The following is a 23,649-nucleotide window of genomic DNA, read 5'->3' as shown; positions in this document are numbered from 1 at the left end:
GGACCGTTCTGACACCATGGGGATACGGCCGCGTATCCCCCAAATCGCACGCGGCCGGTGACCGGGCCCCCAACCCGGATCTAGCCCCCGGTGTTCCCCCAACGCCGGGGGCTCTCACCTTCGTCACTCCCAGCGATAGCCGGCCCCGCGCACGGTCACGATGTGATGGGTGCCGAGCTTCGCGCGCAGGTACCTCACGTAGACGTCGACGACGTTGGACCCGGGGTCGAAATCCAGCGACCAGACGCGGCTGAGCAGCTGCTCGCGGCTGAGTACGCGTCCGGGGCTGCGCAGGAACTGCTCGGCCAGGGCGAACTCGCGTGCCGACAGCTCCACCTCGTCCCCGGCCACCGTCGCGCGCCGGCCCAGCAGGTCGAGTATCACATCCCCGTGGCGGAGGGTCATCCCCGCTGGCACCGGGTTCTCCCGCAGGCGCGAGCGCACGCGGGCGAGGAGCTCATCGAAGGTGAAGGGCTTGCGCACGTAGTCGTTGGCTCCCGCCTCCAGCCCCTCCACGGTGTCGCGGGTGCTCGTGCGGGCCGTCAGCATGATCACGGGGACGGCGGACCCTCGGGCCCGGAGTTCTCGCAGCACCTCGAATCCGTCCATCGTGGGCAGCCCGACATCCAGCAGCACGAGGTCCACGCCGTCGCGCAGGGCCACGGTGAGGGCTTCGGCCCCGTCGGTCACGAGGACCGTGGTGAACCCGGCGTTCTCCAGGCCCCGGCTGACGAAGGCGGCGATGCGCGACTCGTCTTCGGCGATGAGGATCGTCGTCATGTGCTGGACTCCCGCTGGAGCACGTCGCCCGCACGCACCGGAGCGGGAAGCTCGGCGGTGGCCGGGGGGACGTGGATGGTGAAGGTGGCGCCGCCACCGGGGGTGTCGGTGACCGCGCAGTAGCCGTCGTGTCCCTTCGCGATCGCGTCCACGATTGCAAGACCGAGACCCGATCCTCCCGCCAGTCTCGCACCGTCCGCGCGATCGAAGCGCCGGAAGATGCGGTGCCGGAAGGCCGGCGGGATGCCGCTGCCGTGGTCTCGCACGTACAGGCGCGCCCCCGCGGCATCCCAGGTGCTGCCCAGCTCGATCGGCGACCCGGCGGGCGTGTATTTCGCGGCGTTGTCGGCGAGCTGCAGCCACGCCTGCAGGAGCCGGTCGGCGTCGCCGATGATCATGCCGTCCGCGATCTCCGCGATCCGCCACCGGTGGCCGGGGATCACCGCGACCAGTTCGCCGATCCGCGCGGTGAGGAGGGCGAGGTCGACGTCGCCCATCGCGAACGAGTCGCCCTCGACCGCCGCCAGGAGATCGATGTCCTCCACGAGCCGGGTCATGCGGTCGAGTTCGGCGATGCTGATCTCGCGGGTGGAGGTGACGTCGGAGACATCCCTCGGATCCATCATCTCCAGGTGCCCGCGGACGATCGTGATCGGCGTCTTCAGCTCGTGTCGGACGTCGTCCAGAAGCTGGCGCTGCACGTCCACCGACCCCTCGAGACGGTCGAGCATGGAGTTGACGGTGCGGTTCAGGTCGGAGATGTCGTCGGTGCCCTCCGCGGGAAGGCGCGGGGAGAGGTCGGTGAGGGTGATCGCGTCGGCGGTCTCGCGCAGCCGGCGGATCGGCGAGAGGAGCCGGCCGGTCACGAACCAGCCGACCACGCCGATCGCCCCGAGGACGGCCACCGCCGTGATCCCGTAGGTCACGAGCGCCGAAGCCACCGGGCGCAGGGCCGCGCCGAGCTCGACGGCGCGGACGACGACGCCGCGCGAGGGGTCGGCCGGCAAGGACACCGGAACGGCGATGTAGCGCAGGGTTCCCTGGGGGGTGACCGCCGTGGTCGGCGCGACGGGGGCCCCGCGATCGACCCGGCTGAGGACACGCGCGATGAGGGCGTCGTCCCCGCTGATGTCGATCCCCGACGCGACACCCGGTCCGATCAACGTCGTGCCGTCCAGAACGGCGAGTGCGGCTTCATTGCGGGAGGGCACGGTCCGGTCCATCGCGGCCCGCAGGAACTCCTCGACGGTGGCGAAGTCGTCGATCTGCGCGACATCGTCCTCGGACTCTGCGACGGACAGGAGGCTCGCGGCCTGCGTCTGCAGACGCTCATCGATCTCGCTCAGCACCATCTCGCGCTGGACGAGGAACGTCACGCTTCCCACGAGGGTGAGTCCGACGCAGGCCACCGCGAGGACGGCGGCGAGGATGCGCGTTCTCGCCGACAGCGGGCGCGGGATACGGACCACGCTGTTGATTATCGCCCCCCGCGGACCGCGGAGGCGGATCCGCGCTCACGTGCGGAGCGCGCGCATCACCCCGGACGGGTCATCGACAGCAGGTCGAGCCGCTCGTCCAGCTGCGCCTCGGTGAGCTCGCCGCGCTCGATGTAGCCGAGATCGATCACCGCGTCGCGCACGGTGATGCCCTGGGCCACTGCGTGCTTGGCGATCTTCGCCGCCGCCTCGTAGCCGATGAGCTTGTTCAGCGGCGTGACGATCGACGGCGACATACCGGCGTAGGCGGCGGCGCGCGCGACATTGGCCTCGAGGCCTCGGACGGTCTTGTCGGCGAGGAGCCGGACGGCGTTGGCGAGGAGGCGGATCGACTCCAGCACCGCAGTACCCATGACGGGGATCGCCACGTTCAGTTCGAACGTTCCCGAGGCGCCCGCCCAGGCGACGGTGGCGTCGTTGCCGATGACCCGTGCGCACACCATGAGGTTCGCCTCCGGAACGACGGGATTGACCTTGCCCGGCATGATCGACGAGCCCGGCTGCAGGTCGGGGATGTGCAACTCCGCGAGGCCGGTGTTCGGGCCCGACCCCATCCAGCGGATGTCGTTGTTGATCTTCGTGAGCGAGACCGCGATGGTGCGAAGGGCACCGGATGCCTCCACGAGGCCGTCGCGCGCGCCCTGCGCTTCGAAGTGATCCTTCGCCTCGGTGATCGGCAGATCCGTCTCGGCGACGATGAGTTCGAGGACGCGCTGGGGGAACCCGAGCGGGGTGTTGATCCCGGTACCGGTCGCCGTGCCGCCCAGCGGAACCTCGGCGACGCGGGGGAGCACCGACTGCACGCGTTCGATTCCGAGCCTCATCTGGCGGGCGTAGCCGCCGAACTCCTGGCCCAGGGTCACCGGGGTGGCATCCATGAGGTGGGTGCGGCCCGACTTCACCACGTCGGCCCAGGCCTGCGCCTTGTCCTCGAGGGCGACGGCGAGGTGGTCCAGCGCGGGGATGAGGTCGTCGATGAGCTCCTGCGTCACCGCGATGTGCACCGAGGTGGGGAAGACGTCGTTGGAGGACTGCGAGGCGTTGACGTGGTCGTTGGGGTGGACCGTGCGGCCGAGGTCGCGGGTGGCGAGGGTGGCGAGGACCTCGTTCATGTTCATGTTCGAGGAGGTGCCGCTGCCGGTCTGGTAGACGTCGATCGGGAACTGATCGGCGTGCTCGCCGGCGATGATGCGGTCGGCCGCGCGGGCGATGGCGTCGGCGATCTCCCCGTCGAGGGTGCCGAGCTCCTTGTTCGCCAGCGCCGCAGCCTTCTTGATGCGCGCGAGCGCGACGATCTGCGACGGATCGAGGGGATCGCCGGAGATCGGGAAGTTCTCCACGGCACGCTGCGTCTGGGCGGCGTAGAGGGCGTCCTTGGGCACCCGCACCTCGCCCATGGTGTCGTGTTCGATGCGGTATTCGATGTCGGTCACGTCGTTGTCCTCCGAGGTGTGACGGATGCCGCAGGGCGCGGCGAAGGGATCGGTCTGGGTCTGTCGTCCGGTCAGGCGGCCGAGGGGGCGAGGTCGTCGGAGACGGCGCCGACGATGACCTCGGGAACGGCCACGCCTTCGGCCAGGCGGTAGTTCGCGCCGATGACCGCCAGGCGGCCCTCCGCGACGGCCTCGCTGATGAGTTCCGAGGTCTGCAGGATGTCGCCGACGGTGTCGCGCAGGTGCTCACGGCCCACGGCCTCGCCGTCGATGACGCCCGAGGCGGGGTTCGCGCGCACGACGCGCTGCACGGCGGGGACGATCGGGGCGATCAGGCGCCAGATGTGCGGAGGCAGGGCGGGTGCGTCAGGACGGACCGAGTCGATGGCGGCACGCACCGCTCCGCACTCGTCGTGCGCGAGGACGATGATCAGCGGCACGCCGAGCACCGCGACGGCGTATTCGAGGCTGCCGATGACGGAGTCCGAGACGACCTGTCCGGCGTTCCGAACGACGAAGAGATCGCCGAGACCCTTGTCGAAGATGATCTCCGCCGCCAGTCGCGAATCGGCGCAGCCGAACAGCGCCGCGCGCGGGCGCTGACCCGCGGCGACCTCGTGCCGGCGCTCGGCGTCCTGTCGGGGGTGGCGCGGCTCACCGCCGACGAACCGGGCGTTGCCGCGCTTCATCTCGTCCCACGCCTGCTGCGGGCTGGTCTGGCTCACGGACCCTCCTCCTGGGTCGGCAGGGGAAGGTCGGCGGCGACGGCGGTCGCCGCCTCCTCCAGGGCTGCCTGATCGGTGGTGCCGTAGATGAGGATGGTGTCCTCACCCGACGTGGTGCCGAGCGCTGCGGCGACGTTGCCGGCCGCGCTGGGATTGCGGATCTCGTAGCGGTCCCATTCGATGCCGCCGATGGTCACGGTGTCGGCGATCTCGGCGCCGCGGAGTGTGCGCGAGGGCCAGCCCTCGTCGGCGTCGAAGCCCTGCGCCACGCGTACGAACCCGCGATCCTCAGCGGGGACGTAGACGATCGTCCAGGCGCGGACCGAGTCGCCCTCGACGGTGGCGGCATTGACCTGCCATTCGGCGGGGACGTCGGGAACGACGAGGGCGCGATCCTCGTTGGCGGAGATGCGGGCCGCCACGGCTGCGACGTCGATCGGCTCGCGCGCGGGAGGAGTGCCGCGGGGAACAGCCAGGATGATCACCAGAACCACCGCGAGGGTCGCGATCAGGGCCGCGATGAGGTTCCGGGTGTTCTGGCTCGCGCGATAGGTGCGCGAGGAGGCGGCCTTGCGGTCCGCGGCCTCATCCGGGGTCTCGGGGCGCCCGAGTTCCGCGACGATCTTCGGATCCCGGGCCATCAGCCCCCCTGTCCGGCGGCCGAGCGGGCGGCATCCAGGCGTCGCTTGGCGCCGAGCAGCCACTCCTCACAGCGCGCGGCGAGGGCTTCACCCCGTTCCCACAGGGCCAGCGAGTGCTCCAGGGTCGGTGTGCCCTGTTCGAGCTCGGAGACCACCCGGACGAGTTCGTCACGGGCCTGTTCGAACGTCATCGCCTCGATGTCGGCCACGTCCTCGCTCGCCCCGGTCATACCCGTCATTCTAGTTCGGCTCCGGCGCGCCCACCCCGCGCGGGGCCGCCCGCGACGGTGACGTCGGAGATCCCCTCCGACCGCGCCGCGATGACGCCCCGCTCCACGGTGATGACGAGTTTCGTCCCGGCGGGCGCGGCGCCGGCGTCACGGATGACATGGCCGTCCTCGCCCTGGGCGATGGCGTACCCGCGCGCCAGGGTGGAGGCGGGGGAGAGGGCACGCAGCGACGCGCGGAGTTCGGACGTCGTACGCTCCGCGGCGTGGACGGCCCGATCGACCATGTCACGGCCGCGGGCGGTCGCGAGCCAGACCTGCTGGGTCCGGGTGTCCACCATCTGCTCGGGTGCGCGCAGCACGGGGCGGGAGCGGAGCTGCTCCAGCTGGGCGATGTCGTGCGAGACGCGCTGGGTCAGACGCGACGTCAACCGCGATCTCAGCTGGCCGATGAGGGCCCGCTGCTCGGCGACATCCGGCACCACCCTCTTGGCCGCGTCGGTGGGCGTGGAGGCCCGGACATCGGCGACATCGTCCAGAAGCGGATGGTCGTTCTCGTGACCGATGGCGCTGACCACCGGGGTCTTCGCCTCGGCGACGGCCCGGAGCAGGCGCTCGTCGCTGAAGCCGAGCAGCGTCTGCGGATCTCCGCCGCCCCGGGCGATGATGATGACGTCCACCTCGGGATCGGCATCCAGGGCCTTGAGCGCTCCGATCGTCTCGGGCACGCACCGATCGCCCTGCACCGCGGCGTACGCCGTGCGGAAGACCACCTGGGGCCAGCGGAGCTCGGCGTTCCGGTGCACATCCTTCTCGGCGTCGGACCTCTCCCCGGTGATGAGGCCGATGGTGCGGGGGAGGAACGGCAGAGCCTTCTTGCGTGAGGGATCGAACAGCCCCTCGGCACGCAGCTTCTGACGCAGGCGCTCGAGCTTCTCGAGCTGATCGCCCAGGCCCACGTGCCGCATCGCCGAGACGGCGAAGGTGAAGTCGCCGGTGCGGACGAAGTAGTCGGCCTTCACGCACGCGATGACGTGATCTCCGACCTTCAGATCCCGGGGGAGTCGCTGCAGCGTCGAGGACCACACCCGGAATGCCACGGTCGAGTCGGTGGCGAGATCCTTCATCCGGCCGAAGACGTTCCCCCCGCGGACGTTCCACGACGTCACCTCGCCCTCCACCCACACCGATCCCCACCGTTCGATGAACCCCCGGATGGTGTCGTTGAGTCGGGAGACCGAGGTGGGAGCCTCGGACCGGGAATCGCGAGGGTGGACGGAGTCGGGTGGTGGCGCCTGGCCCGGGACCGCGGCGGGCTGGAAGGTCGTCATGGGGACTCCATCGGTGGATCGGGGTCGTCGGGGCCGGGTTGCCCCGTAGAATCAAGGGGATGAGCACTCCGAGCGTGAGCCTTCCCGTTCCCCGCATACCGGGGCGCCGCGGGCGGCTCCAGGATATCCCGGTGTCCGGACCGAAGAAGGTGCTCCTGGCCGCCCCCCGCGGGTACTGCGCCGGCGTCGACCGGGCGGTGATCGCCGTGGAGAAGGCTCTCGAGCGCTACGGTGCTCCGGTGTACGTCCGCAAGCAGATCGTGCACAACATCCACGTCGTGACCGAGTTGGAGCAGAAGGGCGCGATCTTCGTCGAAGAGGTCGACGAGGTCCCCGCGGGCGCGCACGTCGTCTTCAGTGCGCACGGGGTGTCGCCCGCCGTGGTGTCGGCCGCCGCCGATCGCGGCCTCCAGGCGATCGATGCGACCTGCCCGCTCGTGACGAAGGTCCACCGTGAGGCGGTGCGCTTCGCGCGCGACGACTTCGAGATCCTGCTCGTCGGCCATGAGGGTCACGAGGAGGTCGAGGGCACCGCGGGAGAGGCCCCCGACCATGTGACCGTCGTGAATTCGCCCGACGAAGCCGACCGCGTCGAGGTGCGCGATCCCTCCAAGGTCGTGTGGCTGTCCCAGACGACGCTCTCGGTGGACGAGACGATGGAGACCGTCCGACGTCTGCGCACGCGATTCCCCGAGCTCCAGGATCCGCCGTCCGACGACATCTGCTACGCCACCCAGAACCGCCAGGTCGCGATCAAGAAGGTCGCGAAGGACGCCGACCTCGTGATCGTCGTCGGCTCGGCGAACTCCTCCAACAGCGTCCGTCTCGTCGAGGTGGCGCTCGAATACGGTGCCAAGGCTGCCTACCGGGTCGACTACGTCGACGAGGTCAAGCAGGAGTGGCTCGACGGCGTGCAGACGGTCGGGGTCACCAGCGGCGCGTCGGTTCCGGAGGTGCTCGTGCAGGAGGTGCTCGAGGAGCTCTCCGGCGCCGGATACCGCGACGTGGAAGAGGTGCGCACCGCCGAGGAGGACCTGATGTTCTCCCTCCCCAAGGAGCTGCGCACCGACACCTCGGGTCGTCGCGACGCCCGAGCCCTCGGCGGCCGGGGTCGCGCGTGACCGACGGGTCCGATCCCCGCCCTCGTCCGCAGTACGGCGAGTACGCCACGCCGGAGGAGCAGCGCGCCCGCATCCAGCAGCCCGACGTCACCGTCGCCCTGGAGACCGGTGCGGCACCGGCCGCGGCCGAGACACCCGCCGCCGCTGCGGCCTCGGAGCCCCCGTCCGAGCTCATCGCCGCGCGACGCCGGTTCTTCGATCGCGTCCTCACGATCGCTCTCCTCATCTACGCGGTGTTCTCCGTGGCGACGGCGATCCCGGCGCTGGTGGACTACACCGGCTACGTTCAGACGCTCTTCGAGTTCATGGGCATCAGCGACGCGCCCGATCCGAGCATGAACGGGCGGCCGTGGGGAGTCGCCGCGTCGCTCGTGCTGGGTGTGGGTCTCCTTCTCACCGCCGCGGTGTCGTGGATCATGCTGCAGCGGGGGAAGATCACCTTCTGGGTGCCCCTCGTCGGCGGCATCGTCTTCAACCTTCTCTCCGGCGTCCTTCTCATGGTGCCGCTCCTGAGCGATCCGGCGCTCATGGGGGCGCTGCTGTCGCAGTGACCGACATCGAGCTCGCCCGGATCCCGGCCGGCGAGCTGGTGCGCCGCGACGTGCGCGGGAGGGCGCGCGGCGTCATCCCCATCGAGGAGTTCGCCATCGGGGCGTACCCCGTGACGGAGGAGATCGTCGCCGAGCTCATCGGCGAGGGCCGGGGGGCACCCGAGACGGCCCGCGACGGCGCTCAGCTGGTTCCGTGCCGTGCGGTTGTGCAACGCGGCATCGGAGTGGGAGGGCCTCGATCCGGTCTACACGTTCGAGGGTGAGGAGGTCACCTGGCACCGGGATGCCGACGGCTTCCGGCTGCCCACCGAGGCGGAATGGGAGTTCGCCTGCCGTGCCGGCTCGGCGGCGCCACAGTACGGGCCGCTTCGGGATGTCGCGTGGACGGCGCTCGACGGGGTTCGCAGCCCGCAGGAGGTCGGGGCCAAGCTCCCCAATCTCCACGGGCTGTTCGACACCCTCGGCAACGTCTGGGAGTGGTGCTGGGACGTGTGGGACCCGGAGCAGTCGGACGATGTCCGCGTCTTCCGCGGCGGTGGGTTCTCCGATGACGCGTGGGCGGTGAGAGCAGACACGCGCCGGGGAGCCTCGGCGCGATCGACGCACGCCGATGTCGGGATCCGGTTCGCCCGCAGCAGTTCGTAGGCTGGGGGCATGCCACTTCTGCGCGCAGTCTGCGCCGTCCACCAGTTGCGCCCCGACGCCGGGAGCAACGGCGTGACCGCGATCGACAAACGCCCGCTCACCGGCGCCACGCCTGTCGGGCGCTACGGCGTGCGCGGTGACGTCCAGGCGAATCGGAAGCACCACGGCGGACTGGACAAGGCCCTCTACGCGTACGCGCAGGAGGATGCCGACTTCTGGGCGCGCCAGCTCGATCGCGAGCTTCCGCCGGGGTGGTTCGGCGAGAACCTCCGGATGGAAGGACTCGATGTCAATGCCGCCCGGGTGGGGGAGGTCTGGCGCATCGGCGACCGGGTGGAGCTCGAGGTGACGATGCCGCGCACGCCGTGCGCCACCTTCGCCCGCTGGGTGGGCGGCAGCCAGGCGCGCGGCTGGGTCAAGCGCTTCTCCGACGAGGGTCGCCTGGGGGCGTACCTGCGTGTCCGCAGGACCGGGTCCATCAGCGCGGGGGACCCCGTCGTGGTCGTCGAGAGCCCCGACGGGGCGCCCACCGTGCGTGAGATCTACCGCGGCGTCTGAACGGCTGCGGCAGGGCCTCCGATTCAGGCCCCGAGCGACCTGCCGGCCGAACCCAGCTGCTGCGTGGCCTCCACGACGCGCGCGGCCATCGCCGACTCGGCGATCTTGCCCCAGGCGCGCGGGTCGTACTGCTTCTTGTTGCCGACCTCGCCGTCGACCTTCAGGACGCCGTCGTAGTGGGAGAACATGTAGCCCGCGACCGAGCGGGTGAAGGCGTACTGGGTGTCGGTGTCGATGTTCATCTTCACCACGCCGTTGGCCACCGCCAGCGCGATCTCCTCGTCGCTGGACCCGCTGCCGCCGTGGAAGACCAGGTCGAGGGGCTTCGGACCGGTGCCGAAGCGGGCGGCGATGCCCTCCTGGATCTCACCGAGCAGTTCGGGGCGGAGCTTGACGTTGCCGGGCTTGTAGACTCCGTGGACGTTGCCGAAGGTGAGCGCGGAGATGTAGCGACCGTTCTCGCCGAGCCCGAGCGCCTCGACGGCCTTGGTCACGTCGCCGACGGTGGTGTAGAGCGCCTCGTTGGATCCCTCGTGCGCGACGCCGTCCTCCTCGCCGCCGACGACGCCCACCTCGATCTCGAGGATGGCGCTGATGTTCTTCAGGCGGGGCAGCAGGTCCTTCGCGATGTCGATGTTCTCGTCGAGGGGAACGGCCGAGCCGTCCCACATGTGCGACTGGAAGATGGGGTTCCGGCCCGCCTTGACCTCCTCCTCCGACGCCTCGATGAGCGGCAGCACGAAGTTCGGGAGCGCCTCCTTGGGGCAGTGGTCGGTGTGCAGGGCCACGGTGATCGGGTAGTTCTTGGCGACCTCGGTGGCGAATCGGGCGAAGGCGAGCGCGCCGGCGGCGCGGGCCTTGACGGTGTGCCCGGCGAAGTAGTCGGCGCCGCCGGTGGTCACCTGGAGGATCCCGTCGGACCCCGCCTCGGTGAGGCCCTGGAGCACCGCGTTGATCGTCTGCGAGCTCGACACGTTGATCGCCGGGTACGCGAACCCGCCGGCCTTCGCGCGGTCGAGCATGTCGGCGTACTGGTCCGGGGTGGCAACGGGCATGAAGACTCCTTGTGTCGAGTGGCCAGAGGAGGGTCTCGAGTGGCCGGTGGAGGGTCGGTGTGCGGGCTCCGCGCAACGCGGGTCGATCGAAACTCTAGCGAAGGCACCCGCGCCGCGCCCGTCGACCCCGGCGACCGGTGTCGACGGTGACTTTGCACTGCGGAAAGAATCGGTGTTCCTTCGAGTGCGGTCCGAAGGGAAGGCCCTCCCGCACGGGCCGTGCTGGCTAGGCTGGCGCCATGGTGAGCATCACGGGCGACATGAGCCCCCTGCATCCTGACCGCAACCTCGCGCTGGAGTTGGTGAGAGCCACCGAAGCAGCCGCCATCCGCGCCGTTCCCTTCATCGGGCGGGGCATGAAGGAGGCCGCCGACGGCGCAGCCGTCGACGCGATGCGTGCTTTCCTCACCACGGTGAACTTCGACGGCACGATCGTGATCGGGGAGGGGGAGAAGGATGACGCGCCGATGCTGTTCAACGGCGAGCGGGTCGGAAACGGCCGCGGTCCCCAGTGCGACATCGCCGTCGACCCGATCGACGGCACGTCGCTGACGGCTGCAGGACGCAACAACGCGCTGTCGGTGATCGCCGTCTCCGACCGCGGATCGATGCTCGACGCCTCGGCAGTGTTCTATATGGACAAGCTCGTGACCGGTCCCGCCGGAGTCGGCGTGGTCGACATCCGCCTCCCGATCGGGGAGAACATCCGGCGCCTCGCCAAGGCGCTGGGGAAGCCTGTGGACGAGGTCGTGGTGTCGGTGCTGAACCGGCCGCGTCACGAGGGGCTGATCGCCGAGATCCGCGAAGCCGGGGCCGGCACCCGTCTGATGAGCGACGGCGATGTCGCGGGCGGGATCAACGCGGCGCGGCACAACGCCCGCACCGACATGTGCGTCGGAATCGGCGGGAGCCCGGAGGGCATCGTGACCGCCTGCGCCATCAAGGCCCTGGGCGGACACATTCAGGGCGTGCTGTGGCCCCGCGACGATGAGGAGAAGCAGAAGGGGATCGATGCCGGTCTGCAGCTGGACGGCCACGTCTACGAGGCCGACGATCTGGTCAAGGGGAGCAACACGATCTTCGTGGCGACCGGAGTGACCGACGGCCAGCTCGTCGACGGTGTGCGCCGCGAGGGTGACCACGTGTACACCGAGAGCGTCGTCCTGCGCGGCGCGTCGGGGACGCTGCGGCGCATCACCTCGGAGCACCTGACCAGCAAATGGCTGTGAACGGACGGCACGGCGGCGTGAACGGCGAACTCTAGCAAACCGCCGATCGTGACGCAGTCGTAACGGGCTTCTGGGGACGGTTCTGGCACAATTGAACGCAGTGCCAACGGAGTCACGTGTCGTTCGTCCACACCAGGGGGTTACTCCATGTCGGTACAGTCCGTGGGTCCGCAGACGGGAGCTCAGGCGGTCATCGCCGACGCCGTCGACCCCGCCCGTCGCCCCGATGTGCTGTTCCGGGTCCGTCGGGACGAAGATCACCAGCTCTCCCCGTGGTGGATGATCGGCGCCTTCGTCGGCGTCTCCGTCGCGGTCATCACCCTTCTCAGCTTCGTGCCCGGCGGCGCCTGAGGTTCCGCGGCTTCCTCCCGCTCACTCCGAGGTCAGCCGTTCGCGGAGAAGACCGATGTCGGCGGTGACCGCAGACGTGTCGTCGAGCAGCTCCGGGGCGGTGAGGCGACGGGGCGCCGAATCGATCGTCGCGGGTGCCTGCAGGCCGTGGATCTTGGTCTCATCGATCCCGGGGAATTTCCGCGCCGTCACAAGCACGCGCGACTCCAGCGAGCCGACCAGACCGTTGTACGCGTCGAGAGTGCGCTCCAGCGCCCGGCGAAGATCATCGGCGTGACCCGCGAGCGTGCCGAGGCGGTCGTAGAGCTGTGTCCCCAGGTCGAACAGCACGCGGGCCTCGGCGGAGACGTCCTGCTGCGTCCAGGTGTAGGCGACGGTCTTCAGGACCGCCCACAGGTTCACCGGCGAGGCGATCGCGACGCGTCGACCGAAGGCGTAGTCCAGCAGTGACGGATCGTCCTCGAGCGCCGCAGCCAGAAGCGACTCGCTCGGCATGAAGCAGATCACGAACTCCGGACTGCACGACAGCCCCGCCCAGTAGGCCTTCTTCGCGAGGGCGTCCACGTGCGCGCGGACGGCCTTGACGTGCCTGTCGCGGAGCGCGCGGCGACGCACCGCCTCCTCTCCCGACGCGCCGTCGGCGATCGCGGACGCCTCGAGGTAAGCGTCGAGGGGCACCTTCGCGTCGACCGGGATCGCTTTGTCGCCGGGGAGACGGATCACCATGTCGGGGCGCCCGCCGCCGGCATCCGATCTCACGGCGGTCTGCAGATCGAAGTCGACGTGGCGCGTGAGACCCGCCGCCTCGACGACCCGGCGGAGCTGGGTCTCGCCCCACACGCCCCGGGTGGTTCCCGAGCGCAGCGCCGCGGCGAGCGATTCGGTGGTCGCCCGCAGCGCCTCGTCGGACTGCTGCGCCCGTCGGAGCTGCTCGGCGAGGCTGCCGAACTGCTCCTGTCTCTCCCGTTCGATCTCCCCGACCCGCTGCTGCATGGTGTGCAGTGTCTCGGCCACCGGAGCGAGGGCGCGAAGGACCGCCTGCTCGCGGCGCTCTCGTTCTTCGCGGTTCGCCTGTTCGGACCGGGCCTGCGCGACCTGCTCGCGGGAGAGGCGCAGCTGCTCGGCGAGCTGGGCCGCGATCGCTGCCCGGGAAGCCTCGGAGGCGGCCAGGCGCTCACGCACCGCGGCCAGGCGGGATTGCGCGCGCATCGCCGCGAGGGTCCATCCGGCGAGGACCCCGGCGAGCAGGCTCACGGTGACCAGAAGGGGAGTGAGAAGGGCGTCCATGACCTCACCCTGCCCGAGGGGTCGGACATCGGTGCTGCGGCGCGCGCGGGTGCGCGGTCAGGCCACCGCGTCGAACGCCACCGAGCGCCGTGGAGCGGGTGCGTCGCGAACGGCGATCTGAGAAACCCGGACGCCGGTCCACGTCGCGAGGTCGTCGATGTCATCGGCGGCGACTCGTCGAGCGGCATCGATCATCACGTGCGCGCAGGCGAGGGCGTCGGCGACGGCGTTGTGGTGGGCGAACTCGGCGAAGCCGGCCTCCGCGGCGACGAAGGGGAGGCGGTAGGACGGCAGCTGGTACACCTTGCGCGCCACCTGCAGACTGCACGCGTAACGATAGGGCGGGCATTCCTCGCCGGTCGCCTCGCACGCCCGCGAGAGCACGGCCATGTCGAAGCCGGCGTTGTGGGCAACGAGCACGTCGGCCCCGGCGAACGCGGTCAGATCGCCCAGCTGCTGCGACCAGGTCGGGGCATCGACGACGTCGTCGGGACGGATCCCGTGGATGCGCATGTTGATGTCGAAGAAGTGATCGTGCCCGACGGGCGGACGGATGAGCCACCCGGCGGTGGCGACGACCTCGCCGTCGCGGACGCGGGCCAGACCCACCGCGCATGCCGAGGCGCTGCTGGAATTCGCCGTCTCGAAGTCGATCGCGGTGAAGTCCAGGGCCACGACCCCAGCCTCGCCGCCGCGTCGGGCGGCGCGTCCGAGGCGCGCCGGGGTTCCCCGGATCGCCCCGGCGTAGGCTCGGGGAATGGTCAGCCGTGAGGAGATGTCCACGTCGTTCGGGCGGCACGCCGCACGCTACGAGAGCGGTCGACCCGACTATCCGGCCGAGGCGGTCGCGTGGCTTCTCGAACCACTCGCCGCAGCCGGTTCCCGACGCCTGCGCACGGTCGACGTCGGCGCCGGCACGGGCAAGCTCACCCGGGTGCTGCGCGAGCTCGAGGCCGATGTCGTCGCGATCGATCCCGACCCCGACATGCTCGCCGAACTGCGTCGACGGGTGCCGGGGACGCCCACCTTCATCGGGACGGCGGAGCGGATGCCGCTTCCCGACGCGTCTGTCGATGCCGTCCTCAGCGGCCAGGCCTGGCACTGGGTCGATCCGGTCCTGGGCGCCGCGGAAGCGGGCAGGGTGCTGCGCGCGGGCGGCGTTCTCGGTCTGGTGTGGAACGTCCGTGACGACGGCGTGGCCTGGGTGCGTCGCCTCACCGAGATCATGCACGGGTCGGTGGCGGAACAGCTCATCGCCGACGGCGGTCCGCCGCCGCATCCGCCCTTCGATTCCTTCCAGACCCGGGTGTGGGAATGGGGTCGACCGCTCGGCCGCGAGGAGTTCCTCGACATGGTCGCCTCGCGCAGCTACGTCATCACCGCCGACGACGTCACGCGCCGGCGGATTCTGGATGAGGTCGGCACGCTGTTCGACGAACGCGCCGAGCGGGGGGTCGTCACCCTGCCCTACCGCACCGAGGCCTATCGCGCCGTCGCGCGGCGCTGAGGACGACGGGAACGGGACGCACCCCCGGTAGGCTGGATGCCCGTGGCTCTCACCATCGGAATCGTCGGTCTTCCCAACGTCGGCAAGTCGACGCTCTTCAACGCCCTCACCAAGAACCAGGTGCTCGCGGCGAACTACCCGTTCGCGACGATCGAACCCAACGTCGGGGTGGTGAACCTTCCCGATCCGCGCCTGAACGCTCTCGCCGAGGTCTTCCACAGCGAACGCGTCGTGCCGGCGGCGGTGTCGTTCGTCGACATCGCCGGCATCGTCCGCGGCGCGAGCGAGGGGGAGGGGCTGGGCAACCAGTTCCTGGCGAACATCCGCGAGGCCGACGCCATCGCCCAGGTGGTGCGGGGCTTCGCCGACGACGACGTCGTCCACGTCGACGGGGCGGTCAATCCCGCGGGCGACATGGAGACGATCAACGCCGAGCTGCAGCTCGCCGACCTCCAGACGCTGGAGAAGGCGATCACCCGGTACGAGAAGGAGGTCAAGGGCAAGAAGCTCGACCCCGCCGTGCTCGAGACCGCCCTCGCCGCCCAGGAGGCGCTGCACAAGGGCGTCCTGCTCTCGGCGTCGGGACGGGACCTGTCCCCGATCAAGGAGCTGGGCCTTCTGACGGCCAAGCCCTTCATCTTCGTCTTCAACGTCGACGAGGCCGTCCTCACCGACGACGCGCGCAAGGCCGAGCTGGCGGCTCTCGTCGCTCCGGCACAGGCGGTGTTCCTCGACGCCAAGATCGAATCGGAGCTGATCGACCTCGATCCTGAGGATGCGGCGGAACTCCTGGCTTCCACGGGGCAGACCGAGTCCGGACTCGACCAGCTCGCGCGCATCGGCTTCGACACGCTGGGCCTTCAGACCTACCTCACCGCAGGCCCCAAGGAGGCGCGGGCCTGGACGATCGGCAAGGGCTGGAAGGCGCCGCAGGCCGCCGGGGTGATCCACACCGACTTCGAGAAGGGCTTCATCAAGGCCGAGGTCATCTCCTTCGACGACCTCGTCGCCCTCGGCTCCGTCGCCGAAGCGCGTGCGAAGGGCAAGGCGCGCCTGGAGGGCAAGGACTACGTCATGCAGGACGGCGACGTGGTGGAGTTCCGCTTCAACAACTGATCGCCGGCGCCGATCTTCCGGAGCTCTGAGGCGCCACCGGGTAGGCTCGTCGGGGCGTTCTCCGGCACCGGACGCCCCGTCCCGTCGTCGAGAGGATCACGTTGCCCGCCCTGCAGACCGTCACCCGAGACGCCCGTGTCATCCCGTTCATCGACGAGGGCGAGGGCCCGGTGTCGCTCGTCCTCATCCCCGAGCACAGCCTCGAGGGCGACGCCCTGGGCGCCATCACTCACTATCTCGCGGAGGAAGCGGGCTTCCGCATCATCCGCATCGACGAGCCCGGCGGCGCGGACGCCTCCGTCGACGAGCGGGTGGCCGACGTCATCGCCGTCCTCGAGCACGTCGGCCTCGAGGACACCTGGGTGGGCGGTCATGGCCCCGGGGGCACCGTCGCGCGGGCCGTGGCGGCCGAGCACACCGCGCGGGTGGACGGATTGCTCCTCCTCGGCGCGGAGGACGCCGGCGCGCCGCTGGCGCCGGGCATCCCCGTCCTGATCATCCAGGGAGCGGAAGACGCGGTGACCCCGGCGGTGAACGGGGAGCGACTGCAGGCGTCGGCTCCCGATCGGGCGACGGTTCGCACCGTTGCGGGCGACCACCTCTTCCCGATGTCGCATCCGATCGAGACGGCGCTGTTCATCGAGGAGTACCTCGACTGGGACTGACCGGGAAGGGTCTGGTCAATCCGTGATCCGCAGGATCACCCGATCCTGTCGGCCGCCCGCGAAGCGGCTCTCGATGCCCATGATCATGGTGTACTCGGCCCCGTACTTGGCGTGAAGCACCTCCGAGCAGCGCTGCACCTCCGCGGGGTCGGCCTCGATCGACGCCGTCGCCGTCACCAGCGGTGCGTGAGGGTCGACGTTGCCCATCCGCCCGCTCGGGCACAGGGTCACGGACGCGTTCTTGCGCAGCCGCTTGACCTTCCCCGAGTGCGCCGGCGTGGTGACCACCAGCGCATCGCCGTCCCGCGCGATCCATACCGGGGTGGACACCCCGATTCCGGTGCGCCGGAAGGTCGTCAGGGAGACGAACGCTTCGGAGCCGAGGGCGAGCAGCTGCGGAGAGGTCATCACCACACGCTACCCATTCCCTCGGGGAGGACGACCCGTGTACCTCGCCCCGGCCGGGTTGGCAAGGGGGCACCTCCCCGCGGGGGTGGCGGGGTAGACATGAGGCATGAAGATCATCGTCTACGCCGGGAGTGAGTTCCTGACGGGGGACGATGTCGCCGCGGCCCTCCTCGACTACAGCGAATCGCTCGGCGCCGCACACGCCGCCCATATCGTGGAGATCCCGGTCCGCGAGCCGGACGGCTCGACGATCAACGCGACCTTCCTGGTCGGCCCGGCGAGCCAGATCGTGGTCAAGGACGCCCCGCTGACGGGTTCAGAGCTCTCCGCGCCCGCGGTCGTCGCTCAGCTGAAGTCGCTGACGAGCGAGCAGCGGCCGGTGATGCGCGTCGCCTCGGATCCGCGCGAGGGACTGAACTGGGGAGATGAGTTCTAGTCCGACGCGGTGGACGTCTTGTCGGTCCAGCCGTGCGCGTTGAACCATGCCGCGCGCCACGGCGTCCTGCTCGTCGGACGGGCCCGTGAAGGCGTCGTGGCGTGCCAGCGTGCCGTCTTCGAGGTCGACGAAGTCCCAGCAGACCGGGCACACCGCCCGACCGTGAGGGAATCCGTCGGAGAGGGGAGGTGCGGCGCCTCCCGGCATGCCGCTCCCTGCGCACCGAGGCCCGTCGGCCTGCGCGGTGGACCACATCCTCCCGGTGCCGACGCGGTTGTGCAGCCCCGCATGGCCGGCCGGACGGGTGCAGACGGCGCCGGCGCGTCTGCTGCGGCACCAGATCGTCGCGGTCGCCATGCGGCGATTGTAGGCATGCGGATGCCTCAGGTCGGCCGTCGATGAAAGGATGACCGCATGCCCGAATCGCCCGAAGTCCAGGTTCTCGCAGACGTCCTCGACGAGACGGTGACCCACCGTCGGATCGTCGGTGCGGACGTGGGCGAGTTCCGCGCGTGGAAGACGCGCGACAGGCCGGTGGAGGACCTGATCGGGGCCACGATCACCGGGGTGACGCGCTTCGGCAAGCACCTCGACATCGACACCGACCGCGGCGACCTCGTCGTCACCCTCGGACGCGCCGGGTGGGTGCGCCACCGGGTGGAGGACGACGCCGACGGGGAACACACCGGGGATGCGTCGGACCCGCCCCCTCCGCCCGCCGCCGTGATCGCCACGCTCGAGCTCGACGACGACACCGCGCTGGAGTTCACCGATGCCGGGGAGTGGCTCTCCGTCGCCCTGTCGCTCGTGGATCACCCGCAGGATGTTCCGGCGGTGAAGAAGCTCGGACCCGACCCGATGTCTCCCACCTACACCCGGGCCGACTTCGACCGGATCACCCTGGGCCGGCGCAAGCAGCTGAAGGCACTGCTGCAGGAGCAGGAGAGCATCTCGGGCATCGGCAACGCCTACTCCGACGAGATCCTGCACCGCGCGAAGATCGCGCCGACCACGCACGCGGCCGCCCTGGACGACGCCGAACGCGAAGCGCTGTTCCAGGCGGTGCGCGACGAGCTCGCCGACGCTGTGCCCGCGCGTCGCAGCATCCCGCTTCCGAAGCTCAAGCAGGCCAAGGCCGCGGCGATGCGGGTGCACGGCCGGACCGGGGAGGCCTGCCCAGTGTGCGGCGGAGTCGTGGCGGACGTACCGGGGTCCAAGGGATCGGCGCAGTACTGTCCGACGTGCCAGGGTCCCGCTGACTGAGCGGGGACGCCCGGCCCGCGGGGATCGGATTAGCATGGAAGGATGACCACGCAGAACTCCGCCACCGAGAACCCCGCCGCCGAGATCGACGAGGACGTGAAGCAGCTCGTTCCGGGTGAGAACCTGCTCGGCGCGCCCAGTGCCGCGGGCTCGTGCTGCGGCGGGAGCGCCTGCGGCGTCTGAAGCCCTCGCGGTCAGAGCGTCTGACCGGAGTGCGTCCCCTCCGCGATCTCTTCGACGACCTTGGCGTTGAACGCGGGGAGGTCATCGGGCGTCCGGCTCGACACCAGGCCCTGGTCGATGACGACCTCCTCGTCCACCCACCGGGCTCCGGCGTTCTTCAGGTCGGTCTTCAGGCTCGGGTAGCTGGTGAGCGTGCGACCATCCACGGCACCCGCCTCGATGAGGATCCAGGCGCCGTGGCAGATGACGCCGACGGGCTTGTGCTGGGCGAAGAACTCGCGGGCGAATGCCACCGCCGCCTCATCCATTCTCAGGTGATCCGCGTTCACGACGCCCCCGGGGAGGACGAGCGCGTCGTAGGACGATGCGTCGGCGCCGCTGACCGCGATGTCGACCGCCTGCTCATGACCCTTCTTGCCCGTGACGCTGCCGGATGCGGGGGAGACCAGGTCCGCCCGTGCGCCGGCGCCGGTCACCGCCTGCCAGGGGCTGGTCAGCTCGCTGTCCTCGTAGCCGTCCGTGAGGAGGAAGGCGACGGTCTTGCCCGTGAGATCGGCCATGATTCATCCTTTCGTGGGGTGCACCCACGCTAGGCCGGCCGCTCGTCCGCGTGCCCGGGGTTGCCCCGTCGGCTCCGGGCCGCTACGCCTCAGTGTGCGGCCGGGATCGGCAGCCCCTCGTCCGCGGGCTTGCGCACGAGGAAGGCGCTGAACAGCAGCGGGATCGACACGATGGCAGCCAGGAGGAACGCCGCGTGCGCGCCCTGGGCACCCGCGTCGGGCGCGCCTGCCGCTTCGGCGGCGGAATGCACGCTCGACATGACCGTGATGAACAGGGCGATGCCCGCTGCGCCGGCGACCTGCTGCACCGTCCCGACGACCGCGGAGCCGTAGGAGTAGTACTTCCGGTCGAGGGAGGCGAGCGACGCGGTGAAGAGCGGGGTGAACGACAGCGCGAGGCCGATCGACAGTGCGGTCTGTCCGACGGCGATCGCCCACACGGGGGTCGTGGCGGTGAAGGTGGTGAAGGCCCAGAGCATGCCGACGGCGATGACCGTGCCGGGGACGAGCAGCACCCGCGTGCCGTACCGGTCGTAGATGCGCCCGACGATCGGTCCGGCGAGGCCCATCGCGAGCGCGCCGGGCAGGACGATGAGGCCGGACATGAAGGGGTCGAGACCCACCACGTTCTGGGCGTACAGCGGCAGCACGGTGATGATGCCGAAGAACGCCGCAGACAGCAGCGTCATGTGGCCGGTCGCGAGGCTGAAGTTGCGGAACGTGAACACCCGCAGGTCGAGCAGGGCGTCGTCGCTGCGCTGCAGACGCACCTGACGCCACGCGAACAGCACCAGCGCGAGCACGCCGACCGAGAAGGCGACGATGAGCGAGACGGTCGCCGTCGTGGACGCCGTCGCGGCCTCGGCGGCGGTGCCGCCGTGGGCCTCGGCGGCACCGCCGATCTGGCTGAGGCCGTAGACCAGGCCCCCGAATCCGAAGGCGGACAGAATCACCGAGATCACGTCGATCGGCGCGCGCGTGGTCTCGCCGAGGTTGCGGATCCAGATCGCGCCGACGGCCAGGGCGACCAACGCGATCGGCAGCACGACCCCGAAGTTCCAGCGCCAGCCGACGGTGTCGATGAGGAATCCCGACAGCGAGGGACCGATCGCGGGGGCGAGGGAGATGACGATGCTGACGCGGCCCATCATGCGTCCGCGCGACTGCGGCGGGACGACGTTCATGATCGTCGTCATCAGGAGCGGCATCATGATCGCCGTCCCCGACGCCTGCACCACCCGTGCCACCAGCAGCATGGGGAACCCCGGAGAGAGGAACGCGATGAGGGTGCCGAGGGAGAACAGGCTCATCGCGGCGATGAACATCTGCCGGGTGGTGAATCGGCGCAGGAGGAAGCCGGTGATGGGGATCACCACGGCCATGGTGAGCATGAACGCGGTCGTCAGCCACTGCGCGGCGACGGCGGTGATGCCGAGGTCGACGATGAGACGCGGGATGGCGATCCCCATGGTCGTCTCGTTGAGGATCGCCACGAAGGCGGCAGCCAGCAGGAGCCAGATGATGCGGCTCTCGATCGGGCTGAGCGTCGCGGGGGGCGCGGCGGCATCGCGGACGGGGCCGGCGGTGGGAACGGTGTCGGTGGCTGCCACAGGGCTCCTCAGGACGAGCGGAAGAAGGCGAAGGGAACGGAGGGCGCGTGAGCACGGCATCCGCGAGGACTGTCTGAAGCTAACCCGCACCTCCGACAGGGCATTCCCGTCGGAGCGGAATTCGTCGGAGGTGATCCTCCGCGCGCGGCTCTCAGGAGGCTGCGGTCGGCTCCACGTCTTCGTCGGCCGAACCGATCGGGTCGGTGGGCTCGGGTTCCGGCTCGGCGGCCAGGAGTCCGGCGGGGGTGGGGGAGACGAGCTCCTCCTCGGGCACGGCCTTCAGCTCGTCGATCTCGGCGCGGATCTCGGCGAGGTCCTCCCCGTCGCGGGCGGGCTGTTCCGGCGTGGTCTCGCTCATGCCTCCCACCCTACCGAGCCGGTGTCGGTGGGCGTCAGTAGGCTGGCGAAGGTGAGCATGCGCGGAGGTGGCGGCGGGGGTCCCCCGGGCGGCTTCCGGCCGGTCGACATCGAGGCGCAGCGCCGGCTGAACGCCGAGGCGCCGAAGATCCCGAACCTGGGCCGCCGGGTCGTCGCCCTCTTCCGGCCCTACCTCGGGCGCATCACGCTCACCGGCATCCTCGTCATCGTCGGAGCCGGCGTCGCGGTGATCCCGCCGCTGCTCGTGCAGCGCATCTTCGACGACGCCCTGTTCCCCGTCGGCGGCGGGTCGCCCGACATCCCTCTCCTCGCCCGGCTCGTCGCGATCATGATCGGGCTGTTCCTCCTCTCCGCGGTCCTCGGGGTCGCCCAGACGTGGCTGACCTCGACGGTGGGCAACCGCGTGACCGGCGATCTGCGCGTGCGCCTGTTCGACCACCTCCAGGCCATGGAGCTCGCCTTCTTCACCCGGACGAAGACGGGCGTGATCCAATCCCGGCTCCAGAACGACGTCGGCGGGGTGTCCGGGGTGCTCACGAACACCGTCACCAGCATCCTCGGGAACGTCGTCACGGTCATCGCGTCCCTCGTCGCGATGATCATCATCGACTGGCGCCTCACGATCATCGCGGTCGTGATGATGCCCTTCCTCGTGATCGTGCAGCGTCGCGTGGGTCAGGTCCGCGCCAGGATCGCCGGAGAGACGCAGGAGTCCCTCTCGGAGCTGACCTCCATCACGCAGGAGACGCTGAGCGTGTCGGGGATCCTGCTGTCGAAGTCGTTCAACCGCCAACGCACCGAGTCGGCGCGTTACGCGGACGAGAACGTCAACCAGGTGCGGCTGCAGGTGCGCCGGGCGATGAGCGGGCAGGGCTTCTTCGCCGTCGTCCAGGTGCTCATGTCGAGCGTCCCGGCGCTCATCTACCTCGTGGCCGGGCTCCTCGTCACCGGCGGCGCCGATGCCATCACCGCGGGGACGATCGTGGCGTTCACCACGGTGCAGGCGCGCCTCCTCATGCCGCTCATGGGTCTCATGCGCGTGGCCCTGGATCTGCAGACCTCCGCCGCCCTGTTCGCCCGCATCTTCGAGTACCTCGACCTCACGCCCGCCATCAGCGACACCCCCGACGCGATCGACGTCGCCGAGGCGCCGGGTCCGCTCGGTCGGATCGAGTTCCGCGACGTCGTGTTCCGCTACCCCGACGCGGCACCGGGGAGGCGCCCGACCCTGGCACGCGTCTCCTTCACGGCCGAGCCCGGGCAGCACGTCGCCTTCGTCGGCCCGTCGGGAGCCGGGAAGACGACGGTGCTCTACCTGACCCCGCGCCTGTACGAGGCGAGCGAGGGTGCGGTGCTGTTCGCCGGCGAGAACGTGCGTCACCTCACCCAGGAGTCGATCATCGATCGGATCGGCATCGTCTCGCAGGAGACCTACCTCTTCCACGCCACGATCCGGCAGAACCTCCGCTACGCCAAACCCGACGCGACCGACGAAGAGCTCGAGGCCGCGTGCCGGGCGGCCAACATCCACCACGTCATCGCCGGATTCGAGAGGGGGTACGACACCGTCGTGGGCGAGCGCGGCTATCGGCTCTCGGGCGGGGAGAAGCAGCGCATCGCCATCGCCCGCGTGTTGCTGAAGGATCCGCCCGTCCTGCTCCTCGATGAGGCGACCTCGGCGCTGGACACCGTATCCGAGCGCGTCGTGCAGGAGGCGCTGGACGCGGCGGCCCGGGGCCGCACCACCCTCTCGATCGCCCACCGGCTGTCGACGGTGATCGCCGCCGACGTCATCCACGTGATCGAGGCCGGGCGGATCGTCGAGTCCGGCACGCACAGCGATCTCGTGGCGGCGGGCGGGCTCTACGCCGAGCTCGCCGCCCAGCAGCTCGCGACGACGCGGGTGCTGGAGGCGGAGGCGGCCGATGAGCCGGCCGATCTTCCCGACCGGCGGGCGGACCGCGCACCCGACGATGCGGCGGACGCACAGGTCGAGGCGGAGCTCCGGCGAGATCGCCAGGAGGTGGCGCGACTCCTCACCGAACCCGTCGTCGTCCTTCCCGACCGTCCGCTGCCCTGACCGCCGATCCCTG

28 protein-coding genes are annotated in these 23,649 nt (G+C 70.3%); 14 read left to right on the top strand and 14 right to left on the bottom strand.

Annotation, left to right across the window (positions count from 1 at the left end; translation table 11 throughout):
- Positions 1–123: 123 nt before the first annotated feature.
- The 7 genes from MA875_RS03980 to xseA all read right to left on the bottom strand — a co-directional run bounded on the left by MA875_RS03980 (position 124) and on the right by xseA (position 6,633).
- Positions 124–780 carry a response regulator transcription factor gene (locus tag MA875_RS03980; protein WP_248240423.1) on the bottom strand — a complete coding sequence of 219 codons (657 nt, stop codon included), beginning with the start codon at positions 778–780 and terminating at the stop codon, positions 124–126.
- A complete protein-coding gene (locus MA875_RS03975; protein WP_248240422.1) occupies positions 777–2,249 on the bottom strand; it encodes a sensor histidine kinase in 1,473 nt (490 codons plus the stop codon). The genes MA875_RS03980 and MA875_RS03975 overlap by 4 nt, the downstream gene beginning before the upstream one ends.
- 65 nt (positions 2,250–2,314) lie before the next feature.
- Positions 2,315–3,709: a class II fumarate hydratase gene (locus tag MA875_RS03970; protein WP_248240421.1), complete on the bottom strand. Its 1,395-nt coding sequence runs from the start codon at positions 3,707–3,709 to the stop codon at positions 2,315–2,317.
- A 71-nt stretch (positions 3,710–3,780) separates the two neighbouring features.
- Positions 3,781–4,398 (bottom strand): carbonic anhydrase, encoded by a 618-nt coding sequence (locus MA875_RS03965; protein WP_248240665.1) that lies wholly within the window; start codon positions 4,396–4,398, stop codon positions 3,781–3,783.
- 32 nt (positions 4,399–4,430) lie between these two features.
- Entirely contained in the window at positions 4,431–5,075 is a 645-nt protein-coding gene (locus MA875_RS03960) for a DUF4245 family protein (protein ID WP_248240419.1), read from the bottom strand.
- On the bottom strand, positions 5,075–5,314 hold the full coding sequence (locus MA875_RS03955; protein WP_372492508.1) for an exodeoxyribonuclease VII small subunit: 240 nt from the start codon (positions 5,312–5,314) through the stop codon (positions 5,075–5,077). The genes MA875_RS03960 and MA875_RS03955 overlap by 1 nt, the downstream gene beginning before the upstream one ends.
- The gene (gene xseA, locus MA875_RS03950; RefSeq protein WP_248240415.1) at positions 5,311–6,633 is read right to left on the bottom strand and encodes an exodeoxyribonuclease VII large subunit; all 1,323 of its coding nucleotides are present in this window, start codon (positions 6,631–6,633) and stop codon (positions 5,311–5,313) included. Before xseA ends, MA875_RS03955 begins: the two co-directional genes overlap by 4 nt.
- A 59-nt stretch (positions 6,634–6,692) precedes the next feature.
- On the opposite strand from xseA, the gene MA875_RS03945 reads away from it, so the two are divergent.
- The 5 genes from MA875_RS03945 to MA875_RS03930 are packed head-to-tail and all read left to right on the top strand — an operon-like array spanning position 6,693 to position 9,508.
- Complete coding sequence (locus tag MA875_RS03945) at positions 6,693–7,754, top strand: 4-hydroxy-3-methylbut-2-enyl diphosphate reductase (RefSeq protein ID WP_248240414.1); 1,062 nt, start codon at positions 6,693–6,695, stop codon at positions 7,752–7,754.
- Positions 7,751–8,305: a DUF6264 family protein gene (locus tag MA875_RS03940; protein WP_248240413.1), complete on the top strand. Its 555-nt coding sequence runs from the start codon at positions 7,751–7,753 to the stop codon at positions 8,303–8,305. The genes MA875_RS03945 and MA875_RS03940 overlap by 4 nt, the downstream gene beginning before the upstream one ends.
- On the top strand, positions 8,302–8,568 hold the full coding sequence (locus MA875_RS17725) for a hypothetical protein (RefSeq protein WP_308221498.1): 267 nt from the start codon (positions 8,302–8,304) through the stop codon (positions 8,566–8,568). Before MA875_RS03940 ends, MA875_RS17725 begins: the two co-directional genes overlap by 4 nt.
- Positions 8,504–8,950, top strand: a complete 447-nt coding sequence (locus MA875_RS03935; RefSeq protein ID WP_308221497.1) for a formylglycine-generating enzyme family protein — start codon at positions 8,504–8,506, stop codon at positions 8,948–8,950. The genes MA875_RS17725 and MA875_RS03935 overlap by 65 nt, the downstream gene beginning before the upstream one ends.
- Before the next feature lie 9 nt (positions 8,951–8,959).
- Entirely contained in the window at positions 8,960–9,508 is a 549-nt protein-coding gene (locus MA875_RS03930; RefSeq protein WP_248240412.1) for an MOSC domain-containing protein, read from the top strand.
- A 23-nt stretch (positions 9,509–9,531) separates the two neighbouring features.
- On the opposite strand, the gene fbaA is transcribed toward MA875_RS03930, so the two are convergent.
- On the bottom strand, positions 9,532–10,563 hold the full coding sequence (gene fbaA, locus MA875_RS03925; protein ID WP_248240411.1) for a class II fructose-bisphosphate aldolase: 1,032 nt from the start codon (positions 10,561–10,563) through the stop codon (positions 9,532–9,534).
- A 239-nt stretch (positions 10,564–10,802) separates the two neighbouring features.
- Between fbaA and glpX the strand changes: the two genes are divergently transcribed.
- Positions 10,803–11,792, top strand: coding sequence for a class II fructose-bisphosphatase (gene glpX, locus MA875_RS03920; RefSeq protein WP_248240409.1), 990 nt, complete (start codon positions 10,803–10,805; stop codon positions 11,790–11,792).
- 147 nt (positions 11,793–11,939) lie between these two features.
- Positions 11,940–12,143: a UDP-N-acetylmuramyl pentapeptide phosphotransferase gene (locus MA875_RS03915; protein ID WP_248240407.1), complete on the top strand. Its 204-nt coding sequence runs from the start codon at positions 11,940–11,942 to the stop codon at positions 12,141–12,143.
- A gap of 21 nt (positions 12,144–12,164) precedes the next feature.
- Here MA875_RS03915 and MA875_RS03910 read toward each other — a convergent pair whose 3' ends face one another.
- Positions 12,165–13,430, bottom strand: a complete 1,266-nt coding sequence (locus MA875_RS03910) for a DNA recombination protein RmuC (protein ID WP_248240405.1) — start codon at positions 13,428–13,430, stop codon at positions 12,165–12,167.
- Positions 13,431–13,487: 57 nt separating this feature from the next.
- Positions 13,488–14,105: an exonuclease domain-containing protein gene (locus MA875_RS03905; RefSeq protein WP_248240404.1), complete on the bottom strand. Its 618-nt coding sequence runs from the start codon at positions 14,103–14,105 to the stop codon at positions 13,488–13,490.
- A gap of 82 nt (positions 14,106–14,187) precedes the next feature.
- Between MA875_RS03905 and MA875_RS03900 the strand changes: the two genes are divergently transcribed.
- The 3 genes from MA875_RS03900 (at position 14,188) to MA875_RS03890 (ending at position 16,718) form a co-directional block, all read left to right on the top strand.
- On the top strand, positions 14,188–14,937 hold the full coding sequence (locus MA875_RS03900; protein ID WP_248240403.1) for a class I SAM-dependent methyltransferase: 750 nt from the start codon (positions 14,188–14,190) through the stop codon (positions 14,935–14,937).
- A gap of 42 nt (positions 14,938–14,979) precedes the next feature.
- Entirely contained in the window at positions 14,980–16,053 is a 1,074-nt protein-coding gene (gene ychF, locus MA875_RS03895; protein ID WP_248240402.1) for a redox-regulated ATPase YchF, read from the top strand.
- A gap of 101 nt (positions 16,054–16,154) precedes the next feature.
- Entirely contained in the window at positions 16,155–16,718 is a 564-nt protein-coding gene (locus tag MA875_RS03890; RefSeq protein WP_248240401.1) for an alpha/beta fold hydrolase, read from the top strand.
- A 15-nt stretch (positions 16,719–16,733) separates the two neighbouring features.
- Here the strand turns inward: MA875_RS03890 and MA875_RS03885 are convergent, their stop codons facing one another.
- Entirely contained in the window at positions 16,734–17,126 is a 393-nt protein-coding gene (locus tag MA875_RS03885) for a PPOX class F420-dependent oxidoreductase (protein ID WP_248240400.1), read from the bottom strand.
- A 106-nt stretch (positions 17,127–17,232) separates the two neighbouring features.
- Here MA875_RS03885 and MA875_RS03880 point away from each other — a divergent pair, with 106 nt between their 5' ends.
- The 3 genes from MA875_RS03880 to MA875_RS03870 all read left to right on the top strand — a co-directional run bounded on the left by MA875_RS03880 (position 17,233) and on the right by MA875_RS03870 (position 19,008).
- Complete coding sequence (locus MA875_RS03880; RefSeq protein ID WP_248240399.1) at positions 17,233–17,562, top strand: hypothetical protein; 330 nt, start codon at positions 17,233–17,235, stop codon at positions 17,560–17,562.
- A 414-nt stretch (positions 17,563–17,976) separates the two neighbouring features.
- Entirely contained in the window at positions 17,977–18,825 is an 849-nt protein-coding gene (locus MA875_RS03875; protein WP_248240396.1) for a DNA-formamidopyrimidine glycosylase family protein, read from the top strand.
- Between the two features lie 42 nt (positions 18,826–18,867).
- Positions 18,868–19,008, top strand: coding sequence for a hypothetical protein (locus MA875_RS03870; protein WP_248240394.1), 141 nt, complete (start codon positions 18,868–18,870; stop codon positions 19,006–19,008).
- Between the two features lie 11 nt (positions 19,009–19,019).
- Here MA875_RS03870 and MA875_RS03865 read toward each other — a convergent pair whose 3' ends face one another.
- From MA875_RS03865 to MA875_RS03855, 3 genes are all read right to left on the bottom strand, one after another.
- Positions 19,020–19,568 carry a type 1 glutamine amidotransferase domain-containing protein gene (locus MA875_RS03865; protein WP_248240392.1) on the bottom strand — a complete coding sequence of 183 codons (549 nt, stop codon included), beginning with the start codon at positions 19,566–19,568 and terminating at the stop codon, positions 19,020–19,022.
- Between the two features lie 89 nt (positions 19,569–19,657).
- A complete protein-coding gene (locus MA875_RS03860) occupies positions 19,658–21,178 on the bottom strand; it encodes a DHA2 family efflux MFS transporter permease subunit (protein WP_372492506.1) in 1,521 nt (506 codons plus the stop codon).
- 151 nt (positions 21,179–21,329) lie between these two features.
- On the bottom strand, positions 21,330–21,536 hold the full coding sequence (locus MA875_RS03855; protein ID WP_248240390.1) for a hypothetical protein: 207 nt from the start codon (positions 21,534–21,536) through the stop codon (positions 21,330–21,332).
- Between the two features lie 57 nt (positions 21,537–21,593).
- Here MA875_RS03855 and MA875_RS03850 point away from each other — a divergent pair, with 57 nt between their 5' ends.
- On the top strand, positions 21,594–23,636 hold the full coding sequence (locus tag MA875_RS03850; protein WP_248240663.1) for an ABC transporter ATP-binding protein: 2,043 nt from the start codon (positions 21,594–21,596) through the stop codon (positions 23,634–23,636).
- The last annotated feature ends 13 nt before the right edge of the window (positions 23,637–23,649 follow it).

Source organism: Microbacterium kunmingense (genome assembly GCF_023155745.1).
Classification (GTDB): domain Bacteria; phylum Actinomycetota; class Actinomycetes; order Actinomycetales; family Microbacteriaceae; genus Microbacterium; species Microbacterium kunmingense.
Note: the sequence above shows the minus strand (reverse complement) of the source record. Positions and strands in the feature narration are given on the sequence as shown.

What these genes read in the sequence shown, in the direction of transcription:
- MA875_RS03980 (WP_248240423.1), bottom strand. Translation starts at nt 780, where the DNA reads ATGACGACGATCCTCATCGCCGAAGACGAGTCGCGCATCGCCGCCTTC.
- MA875_RS03965 (WP_248240665.1), bottom strand. Translation starts at nt 4,398, where the DNA reads ATGAAGCGCGGCAACGCCCGGTTCGTCGGCGGTGAGCCGCGCCACCCC.
- MA875_RS03960 (WP_248240419.1), bottom strand. Translation starts at nt 5,075, where the DNA reads ATGGCCCGGGATCCGAAGATCGTCGCGGAACTCGGGCGCCCCGAGACC.
- MA875_RS03955 (WP_372492508.1), bottom strand. Translation starts at nt 5,314, where the DNA reads ATGACGGGTATGACCGGGGCGAGCGAGGACGTGGCCGACATCGAGGCG.
- xseA (WP_248240415.1), bottom strand. Translation starts at nt 6,633, where the DNA reads ATGACGACCTTCCAGCCCGCCGCGGTCCCGGGCCAGGCGCCACCACCC.
- MA875_RS03945 (WP_248240414.1), top strand. Translation starts at nt 6,693, where the DNA reads ATGAGCACTCCGAGCGTGAGCCTTCCCGTTCCCCGCATACCGGGGCGC.
- MA875_RS03930 (WP_248240412.1), top strand. Translation starts at nt 8,960, where the DNA reads ATGCCACTTCTGCGCGCAGTCTGCGCCGTCCACCAGTTGCGCCCCGAC.
- fbaA (WP_248240411.1), bottom strand. Translation starts at nt 10,563, where the DNA reads ATGCCCGTTGCCACCCCGGACCAGTACGCCGACATGCTCGACCGCGCG.
- glpX (WP_248240409.1), top strand. Translation starts at nt 10,803, where the DNA reads ATGGTGAGCATCACGGGCGACATGAGCCCCCTGCATCCTGACCGCAAC.
- MA875_RS03915 (WP_248240407.1), top strand. Translation starts at nt 11,940, where the DNA reads ATGTCGGTACAGTCCGTGGGTCCGCAGACGGGAGCTCAGGCGGTCATC.
- MA875_RS03910 (WP_248240405.1), bottom strand. Translation starts at nt 13,430, where the DNA reads ATGGACGCCCTTCTCACTCCCCTTCTGGTCACCGTGAGCCTGCTCGCC.
- MA875_RS03900 (WP_248240403.1), top strand. Translation starts at nt 14,188, where the DNA reads ATGGTCAGCCGTGAGGAGATGTCCACGTCGTTCGGGCGGCACGCCGCA.
- MA875_RS03885 (WP_248240400.1), bottom strand. Translation starts at nt 17,126, where the DNA reads ATGACCTCTCCGCAGCTGCTCGCCCTCGGCTCCGAAGCGTTCGTCTCC.
- MA875_RS03880 (WP_248240399.1), top strand. Translation starts at nt 17,233, where the DNA reads ATGAAGATCATCGTCTACGCCGGGAGTGAGTTCCTGACGGGGGACGAT.
- MA875_RS03875 (WP_248240396.1), top strand. Translation starts at nt 17,977, where the DNA reads ATGCCCGAATCGCCCGAAGTCCAGGTTCTCGCAGACGTCCTCGACGAG.
- MA875_RS03870 (WP_248240394.1), top strand. Translation starts at nt 18,868, where the DNA reads ATGACCACGCAGAACTCCGCCACCGAGAACCCCGCCGCCGAGATCGAC.
- MA875_RS03865 (WP_248240392.1), bottom strand. Translation starts at nt 19,568, where the DNA reads ATGGCCGATCTCACGGGCAAGACCGTCGCCTTCCTCCTCACGGACGGC.
- MA875_RS03855 (WP_248240390.1), bottom strand. Translation starts at nt 21,536, where the DNA reads ATGAGCGAGACCACGCCGGAACAGCCCGCCCGCGACGGGGAGGACCTC.
- MA875_RS03850 (WP_248240663.1), top strand. Translation starts at nt 21,594, where the DNA reads ATGCGCGGAGGTGGCGGCGGGGGTCCCCCGGGCGGCTTCCGGCCGGTC.